Annotated in this window: 20 protein-coding genes and 2 pseudogenes; 15 read left to right on the top strand and 7 right to left on the bottom strand. The window is 62.2% G+C overall.

Features of this window, described 5'->3' with window-relative positions; all coding sequences use genetic code 11:
• Positions 1–152: 152 nt before the first annotated feature.
• The 6 genes and pseudogenes from recC (at position 153) to NDY25_RS10340 (ending at position 12,061) form a co-directional block, all read left to right on the top strand.
• On the top strand, positions 153–3,557 hold the full coding sequence (recC, locus tag NDY25_RS10370) for an exodeoxyribonuclease V subunit gamma (RefSeq protein WP_168959037.1): 3,405 nt from the start codon (positions 153–155) through the stop codon (positions 3,555–3,557).
• Entirely contained in the window at positions 3,554–7,663 is a 4,110-nt protein-coding gene (recB, locus tag NDY25_RS10365; RefSeq protein WP_251756642.1) for an exodeoxyribonuclease V subunit beta, read from the top strand. The genes recC and recB overlap by 4 nt, the downstream gene beginning before the upstream one ends.
• A pseudogene (recD, locus tag NDY25_RS10360) lies at positions 7,660–10,064 on the top strand (exodeoxyribonuclease V subunit alpha). The gene recB and the pseudogene recD overlap by 4 nt, the downstream one beginning before the upstream one ends.
• Before the next feature lie 138 nt (positions 10,065–10,202).
• A complete protein-coding gene (locus tag NDY25_RS10350; RefSeq protein ID WP_168959040.1) occupies positions 10,203–11,258 on the top strand; it encodes a virulence RhuM family protein in 1,056 nt (351 codons plus the stop codon).
• Positions 11,259–11,471: 213 nt separating this feature from the next.
• Positions 11,472–11,753, top strand: coding sequence for a type II toxin-antitoxin system RelE/ParE family toxin (locus NDY25_RS10345; RefSeq protein WP_168959041.1), 282 nt, complete (start codon positions 11,472–11,474; stop codon positions 11,751–11,753).
• A gap of 17 nt (positions 11,754–11,770) precedes the next feature.
• Entirely contained in the window at positions 11,771–12,061 is a 291-nt protein-coding gene (locus NDY25_RS10340; protein ID WP_168959042.1) for a HigA family addiction module antitoxin, read from the top strand.
• A gap of 122 nt (positions 12,062–12,183) precedes the next feature.
• Here the strand turns inward: NDY25_RS10340 and NDY25_RS10335 are convergent, their stop codons facing one another.
• Complete coding sequence (locus NDY25_RS10335; protein WP_168959043.1) at positions 12,184–12,927, bottom strand: SDR family NAD(P)-dependent oxidoreductase; 744 nt, start codon at positions 12,925–12,927, stop codon at positions 12,184–12,186.
• A 218-nt stretch (positions 12,928–13,145) separates the two neighbouring features.
• Here NDY25_RS10335 and NDY25_RS10330 point away from each other — a divergent pair, with 218 nt between their 5' ends.
• The 3 genes from NDY25_RS10330 (at position 13,146) to NDY25_RS10315 (ending at position 16,436) form a co-directional block, all read left to right on the top strand.
• Positions 13,146–13,964 (top strand): AraC family transcriptional regulator, encoded by an 819-nt coding sequence (locus NDY25_RS10330; protein WP_218974083.1) that lies wholly within the window; start codon positions 13,146–13,148, stop codon positions 13,962–13,964.
• Positions 13,965–14,839: 875 nt separating this feature from the next.
• Complete coding sequence (locus NDY25_RS10320) at positions 14,840–15,247, top strand: hypothetical protein (RefSeq protein ID WP_168959045.1); 408 nt, start codon at positions 14,840–14,842, stop codon at positions 15,245–15,247.
• Between the two features lie 34 nt (positions 15,248–15,281).
• Positions 15,282–16,436 carry an XVIPCD domain-containing protein gene (locus NDY25_RS10315; protein WP_233366566.1) on the top strand — a complete coding sequence of 385 codons (1,155 nt, stop codon included), beginning with the start codon at positions 15,282–15,284 and terminating at the stop codon, positions 16,434–16,436.
• 114 nt (positions 16,437–16,550) lie between these two features.
• Here the strand turns inward: NDY25_RS10315 and NDY25_RS10310 are convergent, their stop codons facing one another.
• Positions 16,551–16,883: a hypothetical protein gene (locus NDY25_RS10310; protein WP_168959046.1), complete on the bottom strand. Its 333-nt coding sequence runs from the start codon at positions 16,881–16,883 to the stop codon at positions 16,551–16,553.
• A 232-nt stretch (positions 16,884–17,115) separates the two neighbouring features.
• Here NDY25_RS10310 and NDY25_RS10305 point away from each other — a divergent pair, with 232 nt between their 5' ends.
• From NDY25_RS10305 to NDY25_RS23145, 3 genes are all read left to right on the top strand, one after another.
• On the top strand, positions 17,116–17,400 hold the full coding sequence (locus NDY25_RS10305; protein WP_168959047.1) for a hypothetical protein: 285 nt from the start codon (positions 17,116–17,118) through the stop codon (positions 17,398–17,400).
• Between the two features lie 456 nt (positions 17,401–17,856).
• Complete coding sequence (locus NDY25_RS10300; RefSeq protein ID WP_256627919.1) at positions 17,857–18,210, top strand: hypothetical protein; 354 nt, start codon at positions 17,857–17,859, stop codon at positions 18,208–18,210.
• Positions 18,147–18,461 (top strand): ImmA/IrrE family metallo-endopeptidase, encoded by a 315-nt coding sequence (locus NDY25_RS23145; RefSeq protein WP_425526353.1) that lies wholly within the window; start codon positions 18,147–18,149, stop codon positions 18,459–18,461. The genes NDY25_RS10300 and NDY25_RS23145 overlap by 64 nt, the downstream gene beginning before the upstream one ends.
• On the opposite strand, the gene NDY25_RS10295 is transcribed toward NDY25_RS23145, so the two are convergent.
• Together NDY25_RS10295 and NDY25_RS23140 are read right to left on the bottom strand one after the other, a co-directional pair.
• Positions 18,451–19,017 (bottom strand): alpha-glutamyl/putrescinyl thymine pyrophosphorylase clade 3 protein, encoded by a 567-nt coding sequence (locus NDY25_RS10295; RefSeq protein WP_256627918.1) that lies wholly within the window; start codon positions 19,015–19,017, stop codon positions 18,451–18,453. The two genes, NDY25_RS23145 and NDY25_RS10295, sit on opposite strands and share 11 nt — an antisense overlap.
• Entirely contained in the window at positions 18,941–19,249 is a 309-nt protein-coding gene (locus NDY25_RS23140) for an alpha-glutamyl/putrescinyl thymine pyrophosphorylase clade 3 protein (RefSeq protein ID WP_425526363.1), read from the bottom strand. Before NDY25_RS23140 ends, NDY25_RS10295 begins: the two co-directional genes overlap by 77 nt.
• 646 nt (positions 19,250–19,895) lie before the next feature.
• On the opposite strand from NDY25_RS23140, the gene NDY25_RS10290 reads away from it, so the two are divergent.
• Positions 19,896–21,002, top strand: coding sequence for an IS3 family transposase (locus NDY25_RS10290; RefSeq protein ID WP_256627888.1), 1,107 nt, complete (start codon positions 19,896–19,898; stop codon positions 21,000–21,002).
• Between the two features lies 1 nt (position 21,003).
• On the opposite strand, the gene NDY25_RS23135 is transcribed toward NDY25_RS10290, so the two are convergent.
• A complete protein-coding gene (locus tag NDY25_RS23135) occupies positions 21,004–21,480 on the bottom strand; it encodes a thymidylate synthase (protein ID WP_425526362.1) in 477 nt (158 codons plus the stop codon).
• 286 nt (positions 21,481–21,766) lie between these two features.
• A complete protein-coding gene (locus NDY25_RS10285) occupies positions 21,767–22,603 on the bottom strand; it encodes a restriction endonuclease (protein ID WP_168959051.1) in 837 nt (278 codons plus the stop codon).
• Between the two features lie 363 nt (positions 22,604–22,966).
• Here NDY25_RS10285 and NDY25_RS10280 point away from each other — a divergent pair.
• Positions 22,967–23,862, top strand: a pseudogene (locus tag NDY25_RS10280) (RluA family pseudouridine synthase).
• A 26-nt stretch (positions 23,863–23,888) separates the two neighbouring features.
• On the opposite strand, the gene NDY25_RS10275 reads toward NDY25_RS10280, so the two are convergent.
• Positions 23,889–24,134 carry a helix-turn-helix domain-containing protein gene (locus NDY25_RS10275; RefSeq protein WP_014509625.1) on the bottom strand — a complete coding sequence of 82 codons (246 nt, stop codon included), beginning with the start codon at positions 24,132–24,134 and terminating at the stop codon, positions 23,889–23,891.
• Between the two features lie 111 nt (positions 24,135–24,245).
• Here NDY25_RS10275 and NDY25_RS10270 point away from each other — a divergent pair, with 111 nt between their 5' ends.
• Positions 24,246–24,539, top strand: coding sequence for a hypothetical protein (locus tag NDY25_RS10270; RefSeq protein ID WP_168959053.1), 294 nt, complete (start codon positions 24,246–24,248; stop codon positions 24,537–24,539).
• Positions 24,540–24,547: the final 8 nt, after the last annotated feature.

Raw genomic sequence — 24,547 nt, 5'->3', positions numbered from 1 at the left:
GCGGCGAGCGTCATGCAATGAGGCAATGCGATGGGCCGGGCGGAAACGCTCGGCCCATCGCGTTTGTCTGCCGCGCCGATCGCCATCGTGCGGTCGCCGAGCGCATGCGCAAACAACGCAGTGCGCCTGCATCCGGCACAATGCACGTACGCATGCACGCCACTTCCGCGCCAGATTTTCGCCTCTATCCGTCAAACGCGCTGGATACGGTGGCCGCCTTGCTCGCACAGGAGCTGCGCCGGCCGGTGCCCGAACAACCGCTGCTGCAGCCGGAGGTGGTGCTGATTCCACAGGTGGCGATGCGGCGTTGGTTGCAGTCCACGCTGGCGGCCGAGCACGGCGTAGCGGCCAATCTGGAATTCCTCACCCCCGGCGAATTCGTCGCGCGCGCGCTGGAATGCAATCTCGGCCCGGCCGACGACGATCTGGACATGGCGACCACGCAGTGGCGGCTGTACGACGCGCTGCAGGCCGATCTGGGCAGCGACGCGGCGTTGGCGCCCCTGGCCGGTTATCTGTCCGACGGCGATGCGCTCAAGCCGTGGGCGCTGGCCGGCGAGCTGGGCAATGTGTTCGAGAAGTACCAGGCCTGGCGACGCGACTGGTTGCTGCGCTGGGAAGGAGGCGCCGACCCCGAGGATCCGCAGGCGCGGCTGTGGCGCAGCATCGCGTCCGGCCGGCAATACCGCGCGCGCCGCATCGGCCAGTATCTGGATCGGTTTGCGCGGGCCGATGGTCCGCTGCCGCAGGGCTTGCCGAAGCGCCTGTTTGCCTTCGCCATCCTCAACATCTCGCCCGACGTGCTGCGCGTGCTGGCCACGCAGGCGCGCGCGGGCACGCTGCATTTCTATCTGCCCACGCCCACGCAAGGCTATTGGGGCGATCTGCAAACCCTGTGGCAACGCCGGCGCGAAGACGGCGCGGTGCAGCTGTTCGCCGAGCAGGTGCAGGAAAACCCGCTGCTGCAGGCCTGGGGCGCGGCCGGGCGCGATTTCATGGCGCTGGTCGGCGACTACGAGGTGGTGCACCCGCTGGCCGAGATCGCCGCCTACGCCGATCCGCTGGAGTCCGGCCGCCGCGCACTGGCCGATGGCGGCCTGGGCGATAGTTTGCTGCGGCGGATGCAGAGCGACCTGTTCCATCGCCGCGCGCCGCTCGTGCCTGCGTTGTTGCCGGCGGTGAATCTGCACGACCCCAGCCTGCAGGTGCACGCCTGCCATACGCGGCTGCGCGAGTTGCAGGTGCTGCACGACCAACTGCGCGCCTTGCTTGACGACCCACGCTTCGACCCGCCGCTGCAACCGCGCGAGATCGCGGTGCTGTCGCCAAATATCGACCCGTACGTGCCGTATCTGGACGCGGTGTTCGGCAGCCACGGCAACGACGACGCGCTGCCGTACGCGCTGGCCGATGCCAGCCCGCTGGCGAGCGAGCCGCTGGCCGAGGTGTTCCTCACCTTGCTCGGCCTGCCGATCGCACGCTTCGGCCTGCACGAGATTCTCGACCTGCTGGCCAGTGCACCGATCGCCGAGGCCGCCGGCCTGGACGAAGCCGGGCTGGAACGCCTGCGCGGCTGGCTGCACGCGGCCGGCGCGCGCTGGGGGCTGGATGCGGCGCATCGGCGTCAGCACCAGGCACCGAGCGACGACGCCTACACCTGGCGCTTCGCGCTGGACCGGCTGCTGCTCGGCCATGCCAGCGGCGCCGACGACGACATCGACGGCGTGGCGCCATGGCCGCAGCTGGAAGGCAGCGCACTGGCTGCGCTCGATATCTTGTTGAAGCTGCTGCGCGTGCTCGAACGTCACCAGTCCGTATTGGCCGAAGCGATGATGCCGGTCGAGTGGCGCGAGCGTCTGCTCGGTCTGCTGGAGGCGCTGATTCCGACCACGCCCTCGGCACCGCGTGCGCAGCGCGCGCTGGACCGGCTGCGCACCTTGATCGACCAATTCGCCCGCGATGCAGTGCGCGCCGAATATGCCGGCACCGTGCCCGCCGAAGTGGTGCGTGCGCATTTCGCCGCAGTGCTGGGCGAGTCGGACACGCGCGCGCCGCTGCTCACCGGCGGCATCAGCTTCGGCCGCATGGTGCCGATGCGGCTGCTGCCGTTCCGCGCGATCTGCCTGCTCGGCATGAACGATGGCGACTTCCCGCGTCGCGACCCCGCTGCGGGACTCAATCGCCTCACCGCCGAGCTGGGTACCGAGCGTCGCCGGCACGGCGATCGTTCAACGCGCGAGGACGACCGCTTTTTGTTCCTACAGTTGTTCGCTTCCGCGCAAGAGGTGTTCTACCTGAGCTATCTCGGTGCCGATGCGCGCGATGGCAGCGCGCGCGAACCGTCGGTGCTGGTCAGCGAGTTGTTGGCCAGCGCTGCGCAATATCACCTTGACCCTAAGGCGATCGACACGCTGGTGGTGCGCCACCCGTTGCAGCCATTTGCCGCCGCCGCGTTCGGTGCGCTGGGCGAAGACGGTGCCGACCCGCGTCGCTTCAGTTATCGCCGCCAATGGCGGCCGGCGGTGGATAGCCTGGTCGGCCAGCGCCAGCCGCTGGCGCCATGGGTGGCCGGTGCGTTGCCGGCAGATGATATTGCAGTGCCGAGCAGCGTCTCGATCGACGAGCTGCGCCGCCTGTTCGCCGACCCGGCCGGGCAGTTTCTGCGCCATCGTCTGGGCATGCGCCTGCCCGATCCGGCAGGCGAAGACAGCGACCTCGAACCCTTGCTCGCCCCCACGCGCGGCCTGGACCAATACGGCCTGCAGCAGCATGTCTTCGACGCCGCGCTGGCCGGCGACACCGACCGGCTTTACGAGCGTCTGCGTGCACGTGCGTTGCTGCCGTCTGGCCCGTTGGGCCGACGCCAACTCGATGAGCGGGTGGCGCAACTGCGCCCGTATGCCGAAGCATTCCGGCAGTGGCGTGGCGAGGCGCCGGCCGAGTCGCGCCGCTTGCAGGTGCAGATCGGCGAGACCGAGGTGCACGGACGTGTGCCGGGTTGGTATGCGAGCGGCGTAGGGCGGGTGCAGGTCGGCGCGCTCAGCGGCCGCAGCGCGATCCGCCACGGCCTGGAATGGCTGCTGCTGCGCGCCGCCGGCGAGCACGCGCCGTATGTACGTTTCTTCGAAGACGAAGACGGTTTAGGCCCGCATCCCATCGACGCCGAACCGCTGTCGCATACGCAGGCGCAGAGCGCGTTGGCCGCACTGCTGCAGGTGTATCGGCAGGGCTTGCAGACGCCGCTGGCCTTCGCGCCCTACAGCAGCTGGAAATATCACCAGGCCGCGCGCAGCGACGATCTGGACAAGGCCGTCAAGGACGCTGCCGGGCAGTGGCAATCCAGCTTCGGCTGGAGCGAATCGCACAGCCCGGAACTGCGCCTGGTCCACCGCGGCCGCGACCCGTTCGCCGATGCGCAGCGCTTCGCCGAGTTCGCCATCACCAGCCATCGTGTGTACGACTTGCTCGAACGCGGCAACGCCGATGCCACGCTGGATCCGGAGCGTCTGATCGAGAGCTGGCGCCACTGGCACGGCGCGCAGGAAGACGCCGAATGAGTGCCAGCCCCGTCACCGACCCGTATCTGGAATTGCCGTTGCACGGCGTACGCCTGATCGAGGCCAGCGCCGGCACCGGCAAGACCTTCACCCTGGCCACGCTGTTCACCCGGCTGGTGGTCGAGCGTGGCCTGCGCATCGGTCAGATCCTTGCAGTGACCTTCACCGAAGCCGCCACCCAGGAACTGCGCCGCCGCATCCGCGAGCGCCTGGTCCTGGCCGCAACGCTGGTCCCCGATGCCCCATCGCCTTTCGTAGGAGCGGCCCCGGCCGCGACCAAACCATCAGCAACGCCGGTGCCTAATGGCACACCAGCTTCTGTAGGAGCGGCCTCGGCCGCGACCGACCTCGCCAACGGCCCGTCGCGGCCAAGGCCGCTCCTACACGAAGCGCCCGACGCCCTTCTCACCACGCACCCGGCGACCAGTACCGAAACCCCCGCCGCGACCGACCTCGCCGACGACCCGTCGCGGCCAAGGCCGCTCCTACACGAAGCGCCCGACGTCCTGCTCACCCGCACCATCCTCACCACCCACCTGGCAAGCGGCACCGAAACCCCCGCCGCCTTACGTCGCCGCTTGCAACAGGCGGTGGAAGAAATCGACTTGGCCGCCGTCTTCACCATCCACGGCTTCTGCGCGCGCGTACTGCGCGAACATGCGCTGGAAAGCGGCCAGGCCTTCGCCGCACCGGAACTGCTCGCCAACGACCGCGAACTGCTGGGCGAAGTCGCCGCCGATCTGTGGCGCCAACGCGCCGCCGACGCGGCAATGGCCGAAGACCTGATCGCGCTGTGGTCGGGCGGCCCCGATGCATTGGCCAGCGATCTGCGCACCTTGGTCCGTCATCCGACGCTATTGCCGGCGGTGGCTACAACCACCGACGATGCGGCCGCGCTGCTGCAGGCCGTGCAAGACGCCAGCACCGCATTGGTCGCCGCATTCCAGGCGCACGGCACCGCATTTTTCGAAGCGATCATGTCCGCCATCGACGGCGGCATCCTGAGCAAGGTCAGTTACAAACCCGAGTGGCTGACAGCGTTGTGGCATTGGTTCGACAGTTTCGCCGCCGCGCCATCGATGCACACCGCGCCGCACGCCAAGCTGATCAAACTCACCGCCGCGGAACTGGCCGCCGGCACCAACAAAAAGTTCGTCGAGCGCACGCCGGCCTCGCCGCTGAGCCACGAAATCGATGGCTATCTCACCGCGCTGGCCCGTGTCGAAGAATGGCGCACCCGTCGCCGCATCCGCCTGCTGCACGCATTGCGCGACGACGCCATCGCACGATTAGCATTGCTCAAGCGCCAGCGCCGCGTGCAGACCTACGACGACCTGGTCGATGGCGTTGCACATGCGCTGGAAGGCGCGCAGGCCGAGGCGCTGGTCACACGGCTGCGCGCGCAATACGCCATCGCGCTGGTGGACGAATTCCAGGACACCGACGACCGCCAGTGGGCGATCTTCTCCAACGTGTTCGGCGAAGGCCCGCTGGCACGTGCGGCGGGTCTGGAACCGGCGCTGTTTTTGATCGGCGACCCCAAGCAGGCCATTTATGGCTTCCGTGGTGGCGATGTGCGCACCTATCTGGCCGCCGCGGTCACTGCCGAACTCGCCCCGCCGCTGAGCCACAACTTCCGCTCGCGCCCCGGCGTGCTGGCGGCCATCGATGCGCTGTACGCGCAGGCCGGCTACAGCGATGCCTTCCTCACCGACGGCATCGCCTTCCACCCGGTGCAGCCCGGCACAAAGCGCAACGATGCCGACCTGCAGTGCGATGGCGCCACCGCCCCGGCGTTGACGCTGTGGCGCGCGCCGGAACCGCCGCCGCCAAGCAAAGGCAAGTCCAAACCCTGGAGCGCCGGCCGCGCCCGCGAGCTGGCCACCGCCGCCTGCGTGGCGGCGATCCGCGGCTGGCTTGCCGGTGGCCGCGACGGCAGTGCCACCATTTGCGGCCACCCGGTGCAGGCCGGCGATATCGCCGTGCTGGTGCGCAGCCACGGCGAGGCCACCCGGATGCAACAGGCGCTGGGCGCACTGGGCATCCCCGCCGTGGCGGCCGGCAAACAGAGCCTGTTCGCCACCGACGAAGCGCTGGAACTGCTGGCCCTGCTGCAAGCCTTGCTCGACCCCGGCGACGACAGCCGCCTGCGCGCCGCGCTGGCCACCGTGCTGATCGGCGCGGACGCCGCCGCCATCGCTGCGCTCGCGCACGATGGCGAGCGGCATCGCCGCTGGCAGCAGCAGGCGCTGGACTGGCGTGAGCGCTGGCAACGCGGCGGCCCGCTCGCCTTGATCGGCGACCTTGGCGCTGCGCACGGGCAACGCCTGCTCGCCCTGGTCGATGGCGAACGCCGCCTCACCAACTACTTGCAACTGGCCGAACTGCTGCAGGAGGCCGACGCCCGCGCACTCGGCCCGCACGGCCTGGTCGACTGGCTGTCGCGGCGCATCGCCAATGCCGACGACAACGACGAAGCCCAGCAGCTGCGGCTGGAATCGGACGCGCGCCGCGTGCAGATCGTCACCCTGCACAAGAGCAAGGGCCTGGAATATCCGCTGGTGTTCCTGCCCTACATCGGCATCGGCCGCAGCGACAAGGGCGCCGGCCGCCATTGCGTGGTGCACGCGCCGGACCTCGGACGCCAGCTGCATTGGAAGACTGATAAAGACGATCCAACCTGGAGCGCCGCCGAAGCCGCCTGGAAGCAGGAACAACGCGCCGAAGACGCGCGCCTGCTCTACGTCGGGCTGACCCGCGCCGAGCACGCGCTGTGGATCGCCAGCGGCCCGTTCCACCAGCACGAGCGCACCGCGCTGTCCGGCATGCTGCGCGCGCTCGATACGCTGCAGGGCGCCGCCGGCGAGGGCGCGGTGGTGGTCGACACGTCCACGCCGCCCGCCACCCTGCCGCGCCTGCCGCCACCGATCGAGGCGCAGGTGCCGCCCGCGCGCACCCCGCAGCGGCATATCGCCCCGGATTGGTGGGTCTACAGCTTCACCCAGCTGGCCAATGCCGACGCCGGCGCCGCCACCGACCCGATGGCCAGCGCCACCGTGGTAGGCAGTGGCGGCAGCGACGAGCCGTCCGGCAGCGAGGCGATCGCGGTGGCCGCCGAGGTCGACACCTTCGACCCACGCTTTGCCGGCAACCGCTTCGGCGTGGTGATGCACGACGTGTTCGAGCGCTGCGACTTCGCCGCCTGGCAAACGTGGCGTCCCGGCCTGCCCGCACCCGAGGGCCAGGCCACCGCCATCCTCGAGGCGCTGCAACGCGGCGGCTACGCCGAGAAAGAATGGGACGACGGCCTGGCCATGCTCACCGCCCTGATCGGCCACACCCTCACCGTCGCCCTGCCCGAAGGCACCACCCTGGCCGCCGTGCCCGAGCCGCAGCGCCGCAACGAGATGGAATTCCACTTCGCCATGCGGCCCACTCGCGTGGAGGCATTGCTCGCATTGCTGCATCGCTTCGGCGTGGTGAGCGACCGCCAGGCCTTCGGCGCGCGCCAGCGGCTGGAAGGCCTGATGACCGGCCTGATCGACCTCACCTACACCGTGGACGGCCGCTGGTACGTGCTCGACTACAAATCCAACCGCCTGCCCAGCTACGACGCCGATGCCCTGGCCCGCGCCATGGCGCACAGCGAGTACGAATTGCAGGCGCTGATCTACACCGTGGCCCTGCACCGCTGGCTGCGCTTCCGCCTGGGCGAGGCCTACGATTACGCCCGCGACTTCGGCGGCGTGCGCTACCTGTTCTGCCGCGGCCTGGATGCCACCCGTAACCCCGCCGCCGACTCCAGCTCCATCCTCGGTTCCGGTTCCGGTTCCGACTCCGACTCCGACTCCGACTCCGTCAACGGCGCCAGCTCCGTCTCCGGTTCCGACCCCGCCAGCGACGCCATGTCCGATACGCCTGCACCCAATACGCCTGTGCCTGGCATTTACGCCTGGCGCTTCAATCCGGCGCTGGTCCAAGCCCTGGACGCCCTGTTCGCCGGCAAACCCACAGAGCCTCTTTCCAGTGACGCCTTAAAGCCCCTCTCCCCTCGGGAGAGGGGTTGGGGTGAGGGTACGTCCACCATGGGAACGCCCACCCCATGAACCACCCAAACCTCCTAACCGCCCTCAACCAGGCCGGTGCCCTACGCACGCTGGATCTCGCCTTCGCCCAAAGCCTGCAACGCCTGGCCCCGGACACCGACCCACAGGTGCTGGCCGGCGCCGCACTAGCGTCACTAGCGGTCACCAGTGGCCACGCCGGGCTAGACCCCACCCGCGCAGCCATGCTGCTGGACCCACGCGACGGCCCAGCACCCACCCTCCCGGACCCCACCGACTGGCAACGCACCCTCGCCGCCTCGCGCTGGGTCGACCAACCGCATCCCGAAGACCCCGCCGCCGCCGACTGCCCGCTGGTCCTCGAACACGGCCTGCTCTACCTGCGCCGCTACCGCGAGTACGAACGCCGCCTGGCGTTAGGCCTGCAACGCATCGCCGCCCAGTCGCCGCCGCCCTTCGACGCAGCCACACTAGCGCCGCTATTCGCGCAGCTATTCCCGAACGCGACCCCAATCCCTCACCCCGTGGACCCATCCCCTCTCCCCCGGGAGAGGGTGCCCGAAGGGCGGGTGAGGGTACGGGCCTGCCCGAGCCATCTTTCTACCAAGAGGGTACGGGCCTGCCCGAGCCATCTTTCTACCAAGAGGGTACGGCCCCGCCCAAGCCATCCCCCCCAAGACGGCAAGAACCCACCCGCCCCATCCCACCACCAAGACCGCCAGGCCCAAGCCGCAGCCCTTGCCCTGCGCCGCACCCTGCTGCTGGTCACCGGCGGCCCGGGCACCGGCAAGACCACCACCATCGCGCGCCTGCTGCTGCTGCGCATCGCGCAAGCCCAGGCAGCCAATACCCCAGCCCCACGCATCGCCCTGGCTGCGCCCACCGGCCGCGCCGCCGAGCGCATGGCCGAGAGCCTGCGCGGCGCGGTCGCGCGCGCCATCGCCGATGGCATCCAGCTCCCGCCGAACCCCAGCACATCTGTTCTCGCATCAGCCGAGAACCAACCACTACCCTGGGAATCGCTCCCCACCGGCGCCAGCACCCTGCATCGCCTGCTCGGCGTCATTCCGGATTCCCCGCAGTTCCGCCATAACGCCGACAACCCGCTCCCCTTCGACCTGATCGTCGTCGACGAAGCCTCCATGGTCGACCTGCCGCTGATGTGCAAACTGGTCGAAGCCGTCGCCGACGGCACCCAACTGATCCTGCTCGGCGACGCCGACCAGCTGCCCTCGGTGGAAGCCGGCGACGTGCTCGCCGCCATCCTGCAGGCCGCCGGCCCCGGCGACGCCCTGCAGCCGCACGACGCCGATGCGCTGCAACCGCTGCTCGGCAGCGCACCCACTGGCAGCACGCCTGCAAGCACCCAGACAGGCGGCCACACCGTCAGCCACACCCACAGCGGCGGCCTGGCCGGCCACCGCGTGCACCTGCTGCGCGGCTACCGGCAAGCAGAAGACTTCGCACTCGCCCCACTGGCCGAGGCCATCCGCACCGGCGACGCCGACACCGCGCTGGCCCTGCTGCGCAGCGGCGAGCTGGCCGGCGTGCACTTCCACGAAGACGGCGAAGACCCGCTAGCCCTGGGCCGCGACGCACTGCTCGCCCACTGGCGCGCGCTGGCCGACGCGCAAGACCCGGCCGCCGCCCTGCGCGATGCCGCGCGCCTGCGCCTGCTCACCGCCGTGCGCGCCGGCCCGCAAGGCGCGCGCGGCCTCAACGCCCGCATCGAACAACTGCTGGCCGACACCGGCTCCGGCGCCCGCCGCCTCGGCAGCGCCTCGCCCTGGTTCCAAGGCCGCCTGCTGCTGATCACCGAAAACAGCTACCGCCACGGCCTGTTCAACGGCGACGTCGGCATCTGCCTGCGAAGCGAAGCGAGTCCCTTCTCGGGGCGAAGCGACGCGAGTCCTTTTCGGTGCGCAGCGACACAAACACTCCCTCGGAGCGCAGCGACGCGAGCACCGTTACAGCGCGTAGCGACGCAGCTGCGTCTTCCGGCCCAAGCCACGGCATCGGCACCGCAAACCGCGCCGACCCCGTCGCCGACAGCCGTGCCCAAGGCCCGTTAGTCGCCTGGTTCGAAGGCGACGGCGACGGCCAGGTGCGCGGCTTCCACCCCGCCGCACTGCCCGCACACGAAAGCGCCTTCGCCATGACCGTGCACAAGGCCCAGGGCAGCGAATTCGACACCGTCTGGCTGCAACTGCCCACCCGCGACGCCCGCGTGCTCAGCCGCGAACTGCTCTACACCGGCATCACCCGCGCCCGCCGCGCCCTGCACCTGGCCGGCAGCGAAGCGGTCATCCGCGCCGCGCTGGCAAGGCACGCCGCGCGCATCTCGGGCCTGGCGTGGCGGTTGGGTGCGCAGCAGCAGGCGGCACCCGCCAAGCCAGCAACAGAACCATCCACTGCGTTGCCCGTGCAGGGGTCGTTGTTCTGATGGACGCGAGCCGGCGCGATGGCAACAAGACTTACGGCAGAACAGCACGTTCGCCTATCACCGTCATCGGGCGTGCCCGGATAACCTCGTGGCCGAAGAACGCCTGGTTGTGCGGTATCGCCAGCATGGGAGGCATCGATGGCGAAAAAGCATGAAACCTCACTCGTCCGTTCGTCTGCGGCCGAATACCTGACCTTCGTGGCCGCCGCGGGCGAGGGCGGCGTGCAGGCGGCGTATGCCGACGAAAACGTCTGGCTGACGCAGAAGATGCTGGCGCAGCTCTACGACGTGGACGTGCGCACCATCAACTACCACTTGAAAAAGGTTTTCACCGACAGTGAGTTACAGCAGGAGTCAGTTATCCGAAATTTTCGGATAACTGCCGCCGACGGCAAGAGCTACAACACCAAGCACTACAACCTCGCGGCCATCATTGCCGTGGGCTACAAGGTCAATTCCGAGCGCGCGGTGCAGTTCCGCAAGTGGGCCACCACCATCATCGCGTCCTTCACGATCAAGGGCTTCGCGATGGACGACGAGCGCCTGAAGAACGACGGCACGGTGCTCGGCAAGCGCTACTTCGAAGAGCAGCTGCAGCGCATCCGCGAGATCCGTCTCTCCAAGCGCAAGTTCTACCAGAAGATCACCGACATCTACGCCACCGCCCTGGACTACGATGCCACGGCGCAGGCAACCCAAAGGTTCTTCGCCACGGTGCAGAACAAGCTGCACTGGGCCATCCACGGGCAAACCGCAGCAGAAGTCGTCTACCACCGCGCCGATGCCGGCAAGCAGCACATGGGCCTGACCACCTGGGCCGATGCACCGCGCGGGAAAATCCAGAAGTTCGACGTGGCGGTTGCCAAGAACTACCTGACCACCGGCGAGATGGCGCAGTTGCAACGCCTCATATCGGCCTATCTGGACCTGGCCGAGGACATGGCGCTGCGGCAGATCCCGATGACCATGCGGGATTGGGAAACGCGTCTGAATCGTTTCATCGAAGCCACCGACCGGCAGGTGTTGCAGGACGCAGGGCGCGTCACCGCCGAGATCGCCAAAGCGCATGCGGAAAGCGAGTTCGAAAAGTACCGTATCGTGCAGGACCAGCTGTTCGTGAGCGATTTCGATCGCGTGTTGCAGCAGCTTGATGCAGGAGACCGGGCGGACGGCACCGACGACGACTTGCGCTAGATCGAGGTGATGCAGGAAGCGTCAAGACGTCGGGCAAGCCGTGCTCCTCATCCATTGCCGGTTCTGGAGCCACTCCCAGCGAGCCGGTGCAGGGTGCATTGTTTTGATGGAGGTTGCGCCGCTCCAGAGCTTCGGCAAAGCGCCACGGCGGCAGGGTCGATCTCGCAGCCATAACGGTTTGCGTCATATAACGGATCACGTTATGGTCGGCACATGATCAGGAGCTTTGTCGACAAGGAAGCCGAAAAGATCTGGTTGGGTGAGCGCTCCCGCCGGTTGCCGGCCGACATCCAGCCGGTCGCGCGCCGCAAGTTGCGCATGCTCAACGCTGCCGCGCACCTCGACGATCTGCGTATTCCACCTGCCAACCGGCTGGAAGCGTTGAAGGGCGAGCGGCGCGGGCAGTACAGCATCCGGATCAACGACCAATGGCGCATCTGCTTCCGATGGATGGAGGGCGATGTTGCCGAGGTCGAAATCGTCGATTACCACTGAGCACGAGGCATCTGTCCATGACAGTCCTACCCAACATCCACCCCGGCGAAATCCTGCTCGAAGAGTTTCTCGAGCCGATGGGCATCAGCCAGAACGCACTGGCGCGGGCCACCGCCGTGCCGCCGCGCCGCATCAACGAGATCGTGCTGGGCAAGCGTGGCATCACCGCCGACACCGCCGTGCGCCTGGCTGCAGCGTTGGGCACGACCGAGCGGTTCTGGCTGGGCCTGCAGGCCGATTACGAACTGGAACAAGCGCACCGCGCGCTGGGCGACCTGCCGTCGCGGATCAAGCGGCTGGCGGCTTGATCCGTACCGTAGCCTGCGGGCACTCGCCGTGCTTCTGCCGCGCAACGCTTCCTGTCGCGATCTTGAGAAAAGCTGGAGGTCGTGCGTGCTATCGGCAAAAGAGCACTGTGATCGGGTAAGGCTTACACGTGATACCCACCCGCAACCTCAATGGACTGGGCGTTGATCCAGGCCGCGTCGTCGGACAGCAGCATGGCGATGACGTTGGCAACCTCTTCGGGTTCTCCAACGCGGCCCAGCGCTGTCTGCGCCGCCAGCATGGCTTCGAAGTCCGGCGTCAGCCCGCCGCCGAGTTCGGTGCGAATGGGCCCCGGCGAGACCGTATTGACGCGGATGCCGCGCTCGCCGAACTCCTTGGCCATGTAGCGGCTGAGTACCTCCAACCCGCCCTTGAACGCGGCATACGGCGCAACCCCGGCAAACGCCACGCGCGTGGTGGCACTGGTGAGGTTGACGATCGCCGCGCCGCGGCCCAGCAGCGGCAACAACGCCTGGGTGAGAAAGAAGGGCCCCTTGAGATGCACATTGAACAGACCGTCGAACTGCGCCTCATCGACGGTTTCGATGGGGTTGAACACCCCGTAGCCGGCGTTGTTCACCAGCCCGGCCAGGGTGTCCTGCTGCCAGACCGTGTGCAGCGTCTCCTGCACGGCCGCAGCGAACCCGGCGAAGCTGCGTGTGTCGCCTACATCCAGCGGTAACGCGATGGCCTTGCCGCCATCGGCCGCAATGCGCGCCACCACCGATTCGGCCGCAAGCGGGTTCTGGTGATAGGTCAGGATGACGCCCATGCCACGGCGGGCACTGGCCAGGGCGGTGGCGGCACCGATACCGCGGCTACCGCCGGTGATGACTGCAATATTCATGGCGTTGCGCTCTTGTATGAAGGTGTCCTCAGGCTAGAGGGCAGGGCGCCGGGGTGCCTGCCCGAAGCCGGCACAGGCCTGCCTGATCCTGCTTTTGCGGTTGCCGGGCGGGCCGCAACGTAGTCTGATAACAAATGAATTCAGCACTTATCGAGCTCAAGCGGCTCACCCGGCATGCCCAAAACCGCCGCACCGAGACCGGCATCCCGCGCGTGGCGATGGTGAAGGGCGAGGTGCCAGAGCACGCGCTGGCAGCGGTCTACGACCCGATGATCAACCTGATCCTGCAGGGCGGTAAGTCGATGACGGTGGGAGACCGCACGCTGCATTACGACCCGGCGAGCTACTTCGTCATGACCGTCGATCTTCCCGCCATCGGCAAGGTGCATGCCGCAGAGGACGGGGCGCCCTATCTTGCGGTTAGCCTCACGCTCGACCCGGAAACCATCGCCGCCCTGCTGCACGATCTACCCGTGCAAGCCGCCACCTCCGCGGCAGGCGCCGATGCGTTGTCGTTCTGCGTCGCCAGCATGACTGGGGAAATGCTGGACGCCTGGGTACGCCTGCTGGGCCTCATGGAATGCCCCGCCGATATCCCGGCACTGGCGCCTGCCTACGAGCGCGAGATTCTATACCGCGCATTGCAGGGCCCGCAGGGCGGCGTGTTGCGGGCCGTGGCAACGCCGGATTCCACGCTGGCACGGCTGCGCAAGGCGATCCACTGGATCCGCGCGAACTACGCCCAACCCCTGCGCATCGCCACGCTTGCCGGCCAGGCGGCCATGAGCGAGTCGGCGTTTCATCGCAACTTCAAGGCGGCAACTGCGCTCAGCCCGTTGCAATACCAAAAGCAACTGCGGCTGCTGCAGGCGCGCCAGTTGCTCACCGCGCATGGCAAGAGCGTCACCGCCGCCGCCATGGACGTGGGCTATGAAAGCGCAACGCAGTTCAGCCGGGAATACGCACGCACCTTCGGCCTGCCGCCTTCCCAGGACGCAGCGCGGATCCTGGAGACGTTTCGTGGCGTGGCGGTATGAAGCGTCCGAGCTGGGCCATCGCTGTAGCGGAAGCCAGTCGTCGTTGAAGCCCATCCACGCGGATCGTGGCTACAAAACTGCCGGCGTGATCGTCTTGCCCTGCAAAGCAGCCAAGTGCCGCGAGGCGCTGGCGCTGTTGATCGCTCAGATCGATGGCCTAGCGGCTCATGACGAACAGGCGGAACGCGCGTGCTCAACGCCTGGTGTTAGCCCTAAAAACGCGAGGTCAGGCGATCCGCCTGACCCCGTTCGCCGTCTGGCAGGCAGGGCGGCTTACTTGGCCTTCTTTTCCTGCTTGGCCGCGCGCTTTTCCTTCAGCGTCTTGGCCGGCTCTTTCTTCTGGCTCTTTTTCTGGTCCATCCCCTTGCTCGCGACACCCTCGTAGTTGCTGGATTGATCGGTCGGGCAGCGCCATGACCCTGGCGTGCCTGCGCACTGTAAGGCTTGCGCGCGCTAGATGGCAGGGGAGAGCAAGCGGAGCGACGGGCGGTGCCTCAGGCTTGGCGTTTCTTTGGGGGCAGGCGCCGGTCGATCGCCGCCGCCGGCAGAGCCACAAAGCAACGTCTGCAGACCGTAAAAGTTCGAACCTCCCGACATGCTGTCGCCGTTGGCGGCAGCGCTTTGGTTATTCCAGGTGGATATTGCCGTGCTAGATTTCCACGACAGTTCTAGCGCGGGATAGAGAGATGGCCCTTCGCATTCGAGGATCACATGGTCTGCCATTTGGCTGGGGACATGCAGCCTTCCCGCGAGCAATCTTGTTGCCGCTTGGGCTACTGGCGTGCACCCTCCATTCGGGATGTGTTTCTAGCACTCCACGCAGTCACTCAGCTGTAGCAGCTACCAAGCCCCCCAGTGAAACCAGGAGCAAAGACGTGACGGAACGCCTCAAGCAAGATTTGGATCGTTTGATCGGCACTGACTTCCGGGACATCGCGGCCATTAGTGCTCAGCTTCACACTCAACTCCGACCGACCCAGTCAGACGGGGAAAGAGAACTGCAAGTCAGCGAGAGCGGGACACTGGCTGGTGAAAAATTGCAGCGTATTGAGTTGAGTAATACAACAGGCAATCCATCACAAGGGAAATTAGTGATCGATTTCTTTCCGCCTGGGCCGGCCTTCGCAGATGCACCTTGGGTGGACGCTGTTCCTTACCCGCCTCGGCCAGACGCCCCCGATTCGAGAGCCTATTGGGTGATGAAGGTTGATGGTGCAAAAGTCACTTTCGGTCTGACGCAAGACCAGTCGCACTTGAGCTATATCTCGATTAACAAGCTGTAAGCTGAGTGTAGTTACTCGAGCAAAGGAGTGCATGATGGAAGCCAATGAAGAATCAAGATTTCAACAGCCGCAACAAGCGGCTGCATCTTCTGCCGGTGTACGTCCTGCCTCTCCGCTGACGGACCCCGCGCTCACGCCGCTTGTCAGTCAGTCGCCCACGCTTCAAGCAGGCCTGTCTCAGCTCAAGCGTGATGGCATAGGTGTTGTGTGGGGCAATGCAGGCGGGGGCACCTACATACTTCCTGACAAGCAAATCGTTATTGACCAGGACGCGATTGGCAAGGGTGAAAGACTTGCTGGATCACTCTCACATGAGATCGGACATCATCGATTTACCGAGGAACCCGATTATTCCTCCAAGCATGCATACGTCACCAACATGCTGCGCGGCGAAGCTGCCGCAACACTCAGTAATGCGTTGGTCCGGCGTGAGATTCTGAATCATCAAGGTCCCGATATCGGTATCGCTGGTAGCGGTACGAGACCAAAGCAGTACGAAGCAATTGCTGATCAGCAAATGGCAGGCAAAATCACGCGTGATGCAGCGTTGAATCAGATTGCCCAGGTATTCAAGACTGAGCAGCCTTCCGTTGGGCCGAGTAAGACGTACGAGCAGTATTACGGGGACTATTACGACAAGCACATTGGACCACTGCAGCGCAAACACGGTAGGCCGGAGCCAGGGTCTGGTACCGATAGCCTCGTCAACGATGTGAAACAGGACTTGCCGAGCCGTGATTCACAAGCGCCATTGTCGGCAAGGCCATCTCTGCCAACGCAGCAGGATCACGCAGATCACGCGCTATACCAACAAATCAAAGGTGGCGTGGAAAAGCTCGATGCGCAGCATGGCCGGGAGTGGGATGCATCAAGTCAGCGCATGACGGCCAGCCTGCTTGTGCTCGCAAAGGAAGAAGGCCTGACGCGTGTGGACCATGTGCTGCTCAATAGCCCAACAGACAAGCTTGCGGCCGGAGAAAAGGTGTTTCTGGTCCAGGGTACTCAGAGCGACCCAGCGCACCTTCGTGCCGACATGGCCACTATGCAGGCGGTGCAAACACCTGAAAGTCAGTCGTTCGAACGCGTGCAATCGATCAATCAAGCTCAATCGCAGGTGCGAGAGCAGCAGCAAGCGCTGGAGCAATCGCAACAGACAGTCACTGCGCCTGGGCCAACGATGACGCGTTGAGAGCGTTCGCGGACGTGCTTGCAAAAATATTGACAAGCCGGCAGACCCACAAACCCAAAACGCCCGCGTGCGACGGGGAAGGTCGGCACGCGGGCGCTGGCGACAGCGGCTGTCTTACTTGGCCGGCACGCGCTGGTACTGCTCGCCGCCGGTGTTGAGGTGGCCGTTGGCCGCGTCGATGGCGAAGTTCACCGTCTCGCCATCGTTGGTGACCTGCAACGCCCCGTCCTTGTAGACCGCCGGGTAGCTCTCGGTCTTGGGTTGGCGGCTGAAGAACTTCGGCGTGGTGCTGCGGACCATGAAGGTCTCGCCATTGCGCTCGATGTCCATCGTCTCTTCCTGCGTCTGCACGTTGACCCAGTGGCCGACGAACTTCTCGCCCTCCACCTTGGCGCAACCGCTCACCAGCAGTGCCGCGGCCAGCGCGGTGCCCATCCACTTCATCATCGTGTGTTCTCCAGTTGAGTCTGCGGCGAGGATGGCGGGTGGGGGATGTATGGGAGGTCAAGACACCGTAGCAACGGCGGCCTGGAGGACTACGTCTAACGCGTCTGGAAGATTTAACTAGATTCGGTCTTAAGCAATAAGGCGAACCACGCCAACGGCAGCGCCCACTGCAAATAGTGAGGTGAAGCTGACCATGTTTTGCAATTCAATGCATATCTAGTAGCATAAAACGGTGCACATAACTTTTAGCTCTATTAAGATCCGCGATCTATGCGAATGTAGCAGCCGGGCAGCCGATTTCTTTGGGCTAGATGAGGCTAAAATTCTCCAACGAGTTCTCGCAGACTTGAAAGCTGCATATTCGTTAGAAGAATTGCCGCCACTTTATGTTGTATCCAATCAAGGAAAATCTCAAATTAAAATAACTGCCGACGGATTTACCATCTCGGCTAACATAATGATGGTCGAAGTTGAAAAAATAATTGCGATCAAAATGAAAGGTCTGAAGTATGAGTGAATTTAGTTCCGCAGTCTCAGACTGGTCGAGTTCGCCTGCAGCGACAATTAAGGCGTTGCTCAGTAAAAAAAGTGGGCGACTTCTGATTTCGCGAAGCGGATTGGAATGAACGCTGTGGATGCTAATAAGTTATTAGACGGATTGCTTAGTATAGATTCTTTGATTGCTCAGGATTTAGAAAAAGTCTTAGGGGAAGTGCAAAATTCTGGTTGAAAAGAGAGCTCGAATACCGTGTTGATAGGGAAAACGAAGAAGCTTTAAATCCCGATCACTGGATCAAGACCTTGCCCGTTAAAGAAATGCGAGACTGGGGTTGGATTTCGGCTACTGACGACGCAGTAGCATCCTGCAAAGATTTTTTGCTGTGGAAACAGTAAGGGATTGGCGAATCAAGTATCAGGAAATTGCCTCTTCGTCATATTTTAGACGAACTTCCTCCTCCTAAATAAAACTGGAGTGGTTTCGGCCTGGCTCAGGTATCAAGAGTTGCAAGCATTTAAAATCGACTGTGCTCCATGGAGCGCCGCTAAATTTGAAGCATCTTTCGAAGAAATCAAATCGCTTACCTTCGAGCGTGAGCCTGCATCTTTTATACCCAAGCTCAGAAGGATATGTGCCGAATGTGGAGTTGCAGTAGTTGTGGCGCGTTCACCTGCTGGCTCCACTATAAGTGGCGCTGCGATGTTTTTGAATGAGTACAAAGCTGTAATTGCATTAAGTTTTCGTCATCTATCGGACGATCATCTTTGGTTTACATTTTTCACGAGGCAGGCCATCTTATTTTACATGCAAAGAACGGTCCTTTCGTAGACGACGAGGGTACACAATCAGCGGATGACAAAGAAGATGAAGCAAATCGGTTTGCAAGTGAAGTGATTATCTCGGCGAAAGATAGGTCGGAATTAATAAAGTCTAGATACAACAAGTTTGCCATCGTGAGAATCGCGAGAAAGAACAACGTATGCGCCGGCGTACTAGTTGGTCAACTTCAGAAAGGTGGGTACTTGCCATACAATCGAATGAATAATTTGAAGCGGCGTTACAGTTGGACTAACCTCTAAAAGCTACAAAGCAATGTGTACTTTTTTGCCAATTGCAGATTGCATCCTCGAAGACTTGCATTCCTACCTCCATTTCATTATTAAGAAGTGATACTAATCCTTCGATTTCGGAAGCAGACTTATTACTTCCAAAGAGAACTTTACTGCCCTTCAAAGGTCCAGTTGCTTGCGCGACGAACATTGATCCAGGTGCAATGTAGGCGATATCTAGCTTCCCGAGCATACACAGAAAGTCAAATTTACCCATTCTTGCAAATCTAGCCACGCTATTCATTTCATCGTACAGCCAAGCAAATGCAGCTTCTGGAATTGCCGCGCCTTCTTGATTTGCACGAGAAAACAAATTTTCATGGTTGCCATGGGTTGTTACCCAGTCCATATAAGTCGAAATAGCAGCTCCGGTCCCTTTTGATCCGAATGCGTCAAGGCTTTCATACTTTCGGTGATTACCAAAGCGGCCGCTAGCACGAAGAACGTCTTTATTTTGCGCTAACCAATCTAGAAGAATTTTTTTCGGAAATTGATCTCTTCCATGTCCATGGGCCTTCGGTATCACCTCGGTAAAAACATTTCACTAGATTCCATTTGGTGACTGGACGGTGGCCGAAATGCGTTGAAAGAAAAACGAGCCAAGCCGCCTCGTCAATATTACCAGCCGCCATGTGTACGCAGGCGGCTCGTAGTGGATCAAATATGGTCGTGTTCGGATCAGCGCGTAACGCACTAATTTTTCTGTGTTTTAAATTAATAACAAACTGAACTCTACGGATACTTTCAATTATCTGCATGCAGAGTGCCCGACGAGCAGCGGGATCATCTATTCCGGGAGCTTGTAGGCCCTTATTTTCCGCCCGCGTTATGGCGTCATCCACTAAGGCAACTGAGCTCGCATCATGTACAAGAAGCCGTGATTGTAATAAGGATTTAATCAGCATGAATTCAGTCCTGAGATGTGAAGTTAAGTGGTTCTTGTCTAATTGTTTGCCATTTAATCTGTCCAGCCCTTTTTGAAATGGCCTGTTCATATACGGAGGCGCTCATCTTGTTTTTAAGTTTTTCGATCGTCTCGCGATCCTTCTTTTATAACATTTATAAATTGCAAGCAGTCTCGCAAGGTCGAGCCAGTAATCTGCAAGTCCGCAAGGAAAAGCTGGAAGTGTTTGGTTTAGCCTGACCTCTCTTTCATACCTAACAAGCACCAGCATGGCAGCCGAGGGATCTTCCTCAGGCATTGCTGGCATAGGTACCTTCTCTTGATATCCCTCAGCTAAGTAATTTTGCGCCTTAGACTGTTGATTAGCATAAAGATGCAGGCTCCCAACACTATGAATATATTCCCCAAGTTCGACTCCAGTTCGTCTGTCGACTCCCCGTAAAATTGATCCATCCATAACTAGAGGTCTCCGGGCACACTAGCCACCAAGGAGACCAACGATGCGCAAGAGCAAGTTCACCGAAAGCCAGATTGTCGCCACGCTGAAGCAGGTTGAGGGCGGCCGCCAGGTCAAGGATGTGTGCCGTGAGCTGGGCATTTCCGATGCGACGTACTACGTCTGGAAGTCCAAGTACGGTGGCATGGAGGCAGCCGATGTGCAGCGCCTTCGCGACCTGGAGACCGAGCACAGCAAGCTCAAACGCATGTACGCCGAGCTCGCCATGGAAAACCATGCATTGAAGGATGTCATCGCAAAAAGCTGTAGACCCGGCGCACAAACGCCCGCTTCTTGCCTGGCTCGTCGAGCAGCATGGCTGGAGCGAGCGCCGGGCCTGTGCGGTCGTTGGCGTGGCTCGCTCGACAGTGCGCTATCGGCGTCGTCCCGATCGCGACGAGGAGGTCATTGCGCTGTTGTCCGAATTGGCCGAGCGTTTTCCCGAGCGTGGTTTTGGAAAGCTCTTTCAGATCATCCGCCGTCGCGGACATGTGTGGAATCACAAAGGGTGTGGCGCGTGTATTGCCTGATGAAACTCAATCAACGTCGTCGCAGCAGGCGCCGGGTCCCGACGCGTCATCCACAACCGCTGGCATGCGGAGAGCGACCCAATGCTGGATGGTCGATCGACTTCATGTCCGATGCGTTGTGGGATGGTCGACGCTTCCGCACGTTCAATGTCATCGACGATTTCAGTCGGGAAGCCTTGGCGATCGAAGTGGACTTGAATCTCCCGGCCGCCCGCGTCATCCGCACCTTGGAACGCATCGCAGCCTGGCGCGGCTACCCCGCCAAACTTCGCTTGGACAATGGCCCGGAGTTTGTCGCATTGGCCTTGGCCGAGTGGGCCGAGCGCAAAGGCATCGCCTTGGACTTCATCGAGCCGGGGCGTCCAATGCAAAACGGTTTTATCGAACGCTTCAACGGCAGCTACCGGCGCGGCGTGCTGGACATGCATCTCTTCCGCACGCTGAGCGAGGTTCGCGAACAGACCGAACACTGGCTGGCCGACTACAACCAGCAGATCCCGCACGACAGCCTGGGCGGGCTAACGCCCGCCGAGTTCCGTGATCAACATCAACCGCAGACCTCTAATTTTGGCTGGCATTGAATTACGGGGAGTCGACACGTCGACTAATTATTTCTTGGATCATTGTGAATGCGAAAACGTCATGCGGAAATCCAAACAAAATATCGTTTGATCGCATGGATACAAATAAATTCAATTTTCCCTGACGCATCAAAAACTGAAGAGTACATGTGCAGGGCGGGGAAAGAGCGCTATCTAAATCTTCAGCATCATAAAGTTGGATTACCGCCCTCCGGGTGGTGGGCTTTTCGCGGAGCAAATTAACAATTCCGTCTATCTGATTTTTGCCACGTAGGGCGAAAAGCCTCGGCCCATATGCACTAGGAACTGTCAAGCCATCTTCAGATTCTTGTCTATAGTTTTTCACATAGTAAGAAATCTGATCGAGGCGATTGCTGCCTCCCCAGTACCAGAACAGTTCTCCAAGGGAGCTAAAAAGTTGGCTTCTGCTAATGGCTCTGCTGAATCGCGCTCTCGGATCACTTATTCTTATTTGCACCCCGACTAATTCACGGTTTGAACCCTTTGTCGAATCCAATGAAATTGCTTTTTTGACTTTATTATCTTGCCCAATGCTTTATGGAGGGCGTCATCCATCGTTGCCGCTGATATTTCCATATGATCCCTGAGGACTTTTTTAAATTTCTGGGAGATTTCAAAAAAGCGTATTATTCTGATCGTATCGCTAGGGTGCTAGCTGTATGTCCCTGATCGACTGCGAACCAATCTAACTGACTAGCAAACATATTGTTTTCGAACGGACTTAAAACAGAGGTCAGCGCCACCTACGAAACTCCTCTGCATTTCGGGAACTGGCTGCAGCCTAGAAAGTGTTCGCTGGTGCGTCGGTTCCTTCTCTGTACAAGCACGCTGCCGCAGCGCGGGCAGCTCGGTTTGACGATGGTCACAGAGCCGGTAGCCTCAATTGAGGCGAAGACAGGTTCGACGCGTGTTGCTGCTGGAGTCGGCTGGGTTGCTGTTTGTTGTTGCACCGCGCGGATCATGTTCAACAACTGCTTGTCCCCAATGAGTTCAATGGGCTTGCCTTCAGCAAGGCGCTCGGCGTCCTTTGTGTAGGTGCCAATGCAGGCGATCTTTACCGCGTGAGCCTGGTGATGGGCGAGCAGGCCGAACATTTCTCGCACGACGCTGACTCCGACTTGCTGACGCTTCCATTGCTTGCATTGCACCAGCGTGCGGCGGCCGTCCTTGCGCAGGATCAGGTCGATGCCGCCGTCCGGCCCGCCCAGGCCGGTTTCTTCAACGCTGTAGCCCTGGCGGCGAAATGCTTCGCCTACCAACTGTTCGAACTGGCGCCAGCCGCCGGCGGCCAGGCTCTCCAGGCTTGTGCGTGTTTCCAGAAAGCGCCGCCGGCTGCGTGTGCCCAGATAGGAGAACAGCGCAGCAAGCCAGCAGACGCCGAGAAGCGTCCACGCCAATGGCGCGAACATTCCACTCGATTGCTGGGCGAAGCCTTGCGACAACATTCCGCCCTGGTGAGAGAACCACCAGCCGATGCCATAGCGCACCATCAGATACGCAGCGATTCCCGCAACGAAGCCAACCGGCCACGGCAATGCGGCTAACGCTTCGAATCCACCCTGTTTCTTTCTGCGTCCCATGCCAGAACCCCCGTTCCCGGTTTGAACATAGCCGTTGAAATGGGTTTTGTCAGCAGACCATGCGCGCCGTTGCGATCAATGCCTCATCAACACTCGGCACGACGCGTGCGCATGCAAAGAGGTGTGATCTTCGTGCCGAAGCTTGAGGTCGCTTGCGCATCCTTTAGTGCAACTGCGTGCAAATCAACCCGATGAAGCGGGCTGCGGTAGAGATCGTTGTGTACGCTTCGCAGTAATGCATGTGATGCCTGGCGCTCGAAAATCTCTTTCTGGATTGGAGAGCCGATACATCACTGCGGAGAGAATCGACGCGACAAGGTAGGATCCCAGCCAATCTGCTTGAGTACGCTTTTTGCTGTCGCCATGTCTGCTCCTCGCCCGACCCTTGATGGCATTCCTGCCAGCCAGTTCCAGCTCCCGTCCGGCCCTTGGCACACGGTGTGGGAGGCGCTGTGTGCGTGCTTTCCGGTCGTTGGTGCTGACACGTGGCGTGATCGCTTCGCGCGTGGGCGCGTACTGGATGCGCAGCAGCAGGCATTGGATATCGCTGCACCGTATCGGCTTGGTGCGGAGATCTATTACTTCCGCGAAGTAGCGGATGAGCCGATCATCACGGCAACGGAAACGGTGTTGCATGCCGACGCGCATATTGTCGTGGCCTGCAAGCCGCATTTCCTGCCCGTGGTGCCAGCCGGTGCCTACGTGCATCAGACGCTGTTGACCCGTTTGGCGCGGCGTTTCGATAACCCCGCGTTGGTGCCGTTGCACCGCATCGATCGCGACACTGCGGGACTGGTGTTGTTTTCGGCGAATCCTGCAACACGCGGGACCTACCAAGCGCTGTTCCGCGAGCGACGCATCCGCAAGCACTATTTGGCAGTGGCGCCGCCGCTACCTGGGCTGAGGTTTCCGTATGTGCATCGCAGCCGGCTGGAGCCGGGCGAGCCGTTCTTCCGCATGCGCGAGGGCGTGGGCGAGCCGAATAGCGAGACGGTGATCGATGTGGTCGCGCGGGCGTAGACACGTGGACGTACCGGCTAGAGCCGGTCACCGGGCGCAAGCACCAGTTGCGTGCGCACATGGCCGCGCTGGGCGCGCCGATTCTGCATGACCGCTTCTATCCCGACCTGGAAGATCAGAGGCCCGATGACCCGGCACGGCCGCTGCAACTCTTCGCGCATACGCTGGCATTCGATGACCCAATCACGGGCGAGCCGAGACACTTCACTGCAACTGTCGGGCCAATGAAGCAGCCATAAAGCAACCGCGCCACGTTTCTCGGGTGCTACTTCAGCTCCTGCTCGAAGTCGGCCACAAACGTGCTGACCGATGCACCACACGCGTTGCAGAAGTCGCGCAGTTGGAGAAGATCCATCCGCCGTTCCCCCCGCTCGACATCACTGACATAAGACTGGGGACGGCCCAAGGCGGTACTCAATTCGACCTGGGTCAGCCCGGCGGCGAGACGCAGCTCGCGCAGCTGCCGCAGCAGAATCGCGTAATCCTTCTTGTGGATCGACTTGGTGGGCATGGCTGCAAACGTGAAAGTCTGCCGCGACGCTATATCCCCTTTTCAAATATCCGAAAAAGGGATAAATTCGAGCGGCGGATATCTCATCCGCTCACGTCGAGGACGGATGCCATGACGACTACGAAAACTCGCAAGACGACTGCGCCAGAGGGCAGGGCGCAAACGCAGGAGGAACAGTTCACCTTCGGCGTCACCATCGAGCAGATCGATCGGTTCCACGCGCTGTTGCGCACGATCACCGCGCAAAGCGACATGGTGGCGGTGTGCAGCGGCAAGCCGCTGGACGCCACCAGTCTGTCGGTTCTGGGCGAGAGCATCTTCAATGCCGCCCGCGCGGTGCGTGGCATTGTCGATGAGATCGATGCGCAGCGGCTACACGCTGGCGGGGCAGACCCGACTGGCTGACGTGGCGC

This window comes from Xanthomonas hortorum pv. pelargonii, from assembly GCF_024499015.1.
GTDB lineage: Bacteria > Pseudomonadota > Gammaproteobacteria > Xanthomonadales > Xanthomonadaceae > Xanthomonas > Xanthomonas hortorum_B.
Note: the sequence above shows the minus strand (reverse complement) of the source record. Positions and strands in the feature narration are given on the sequence as shown.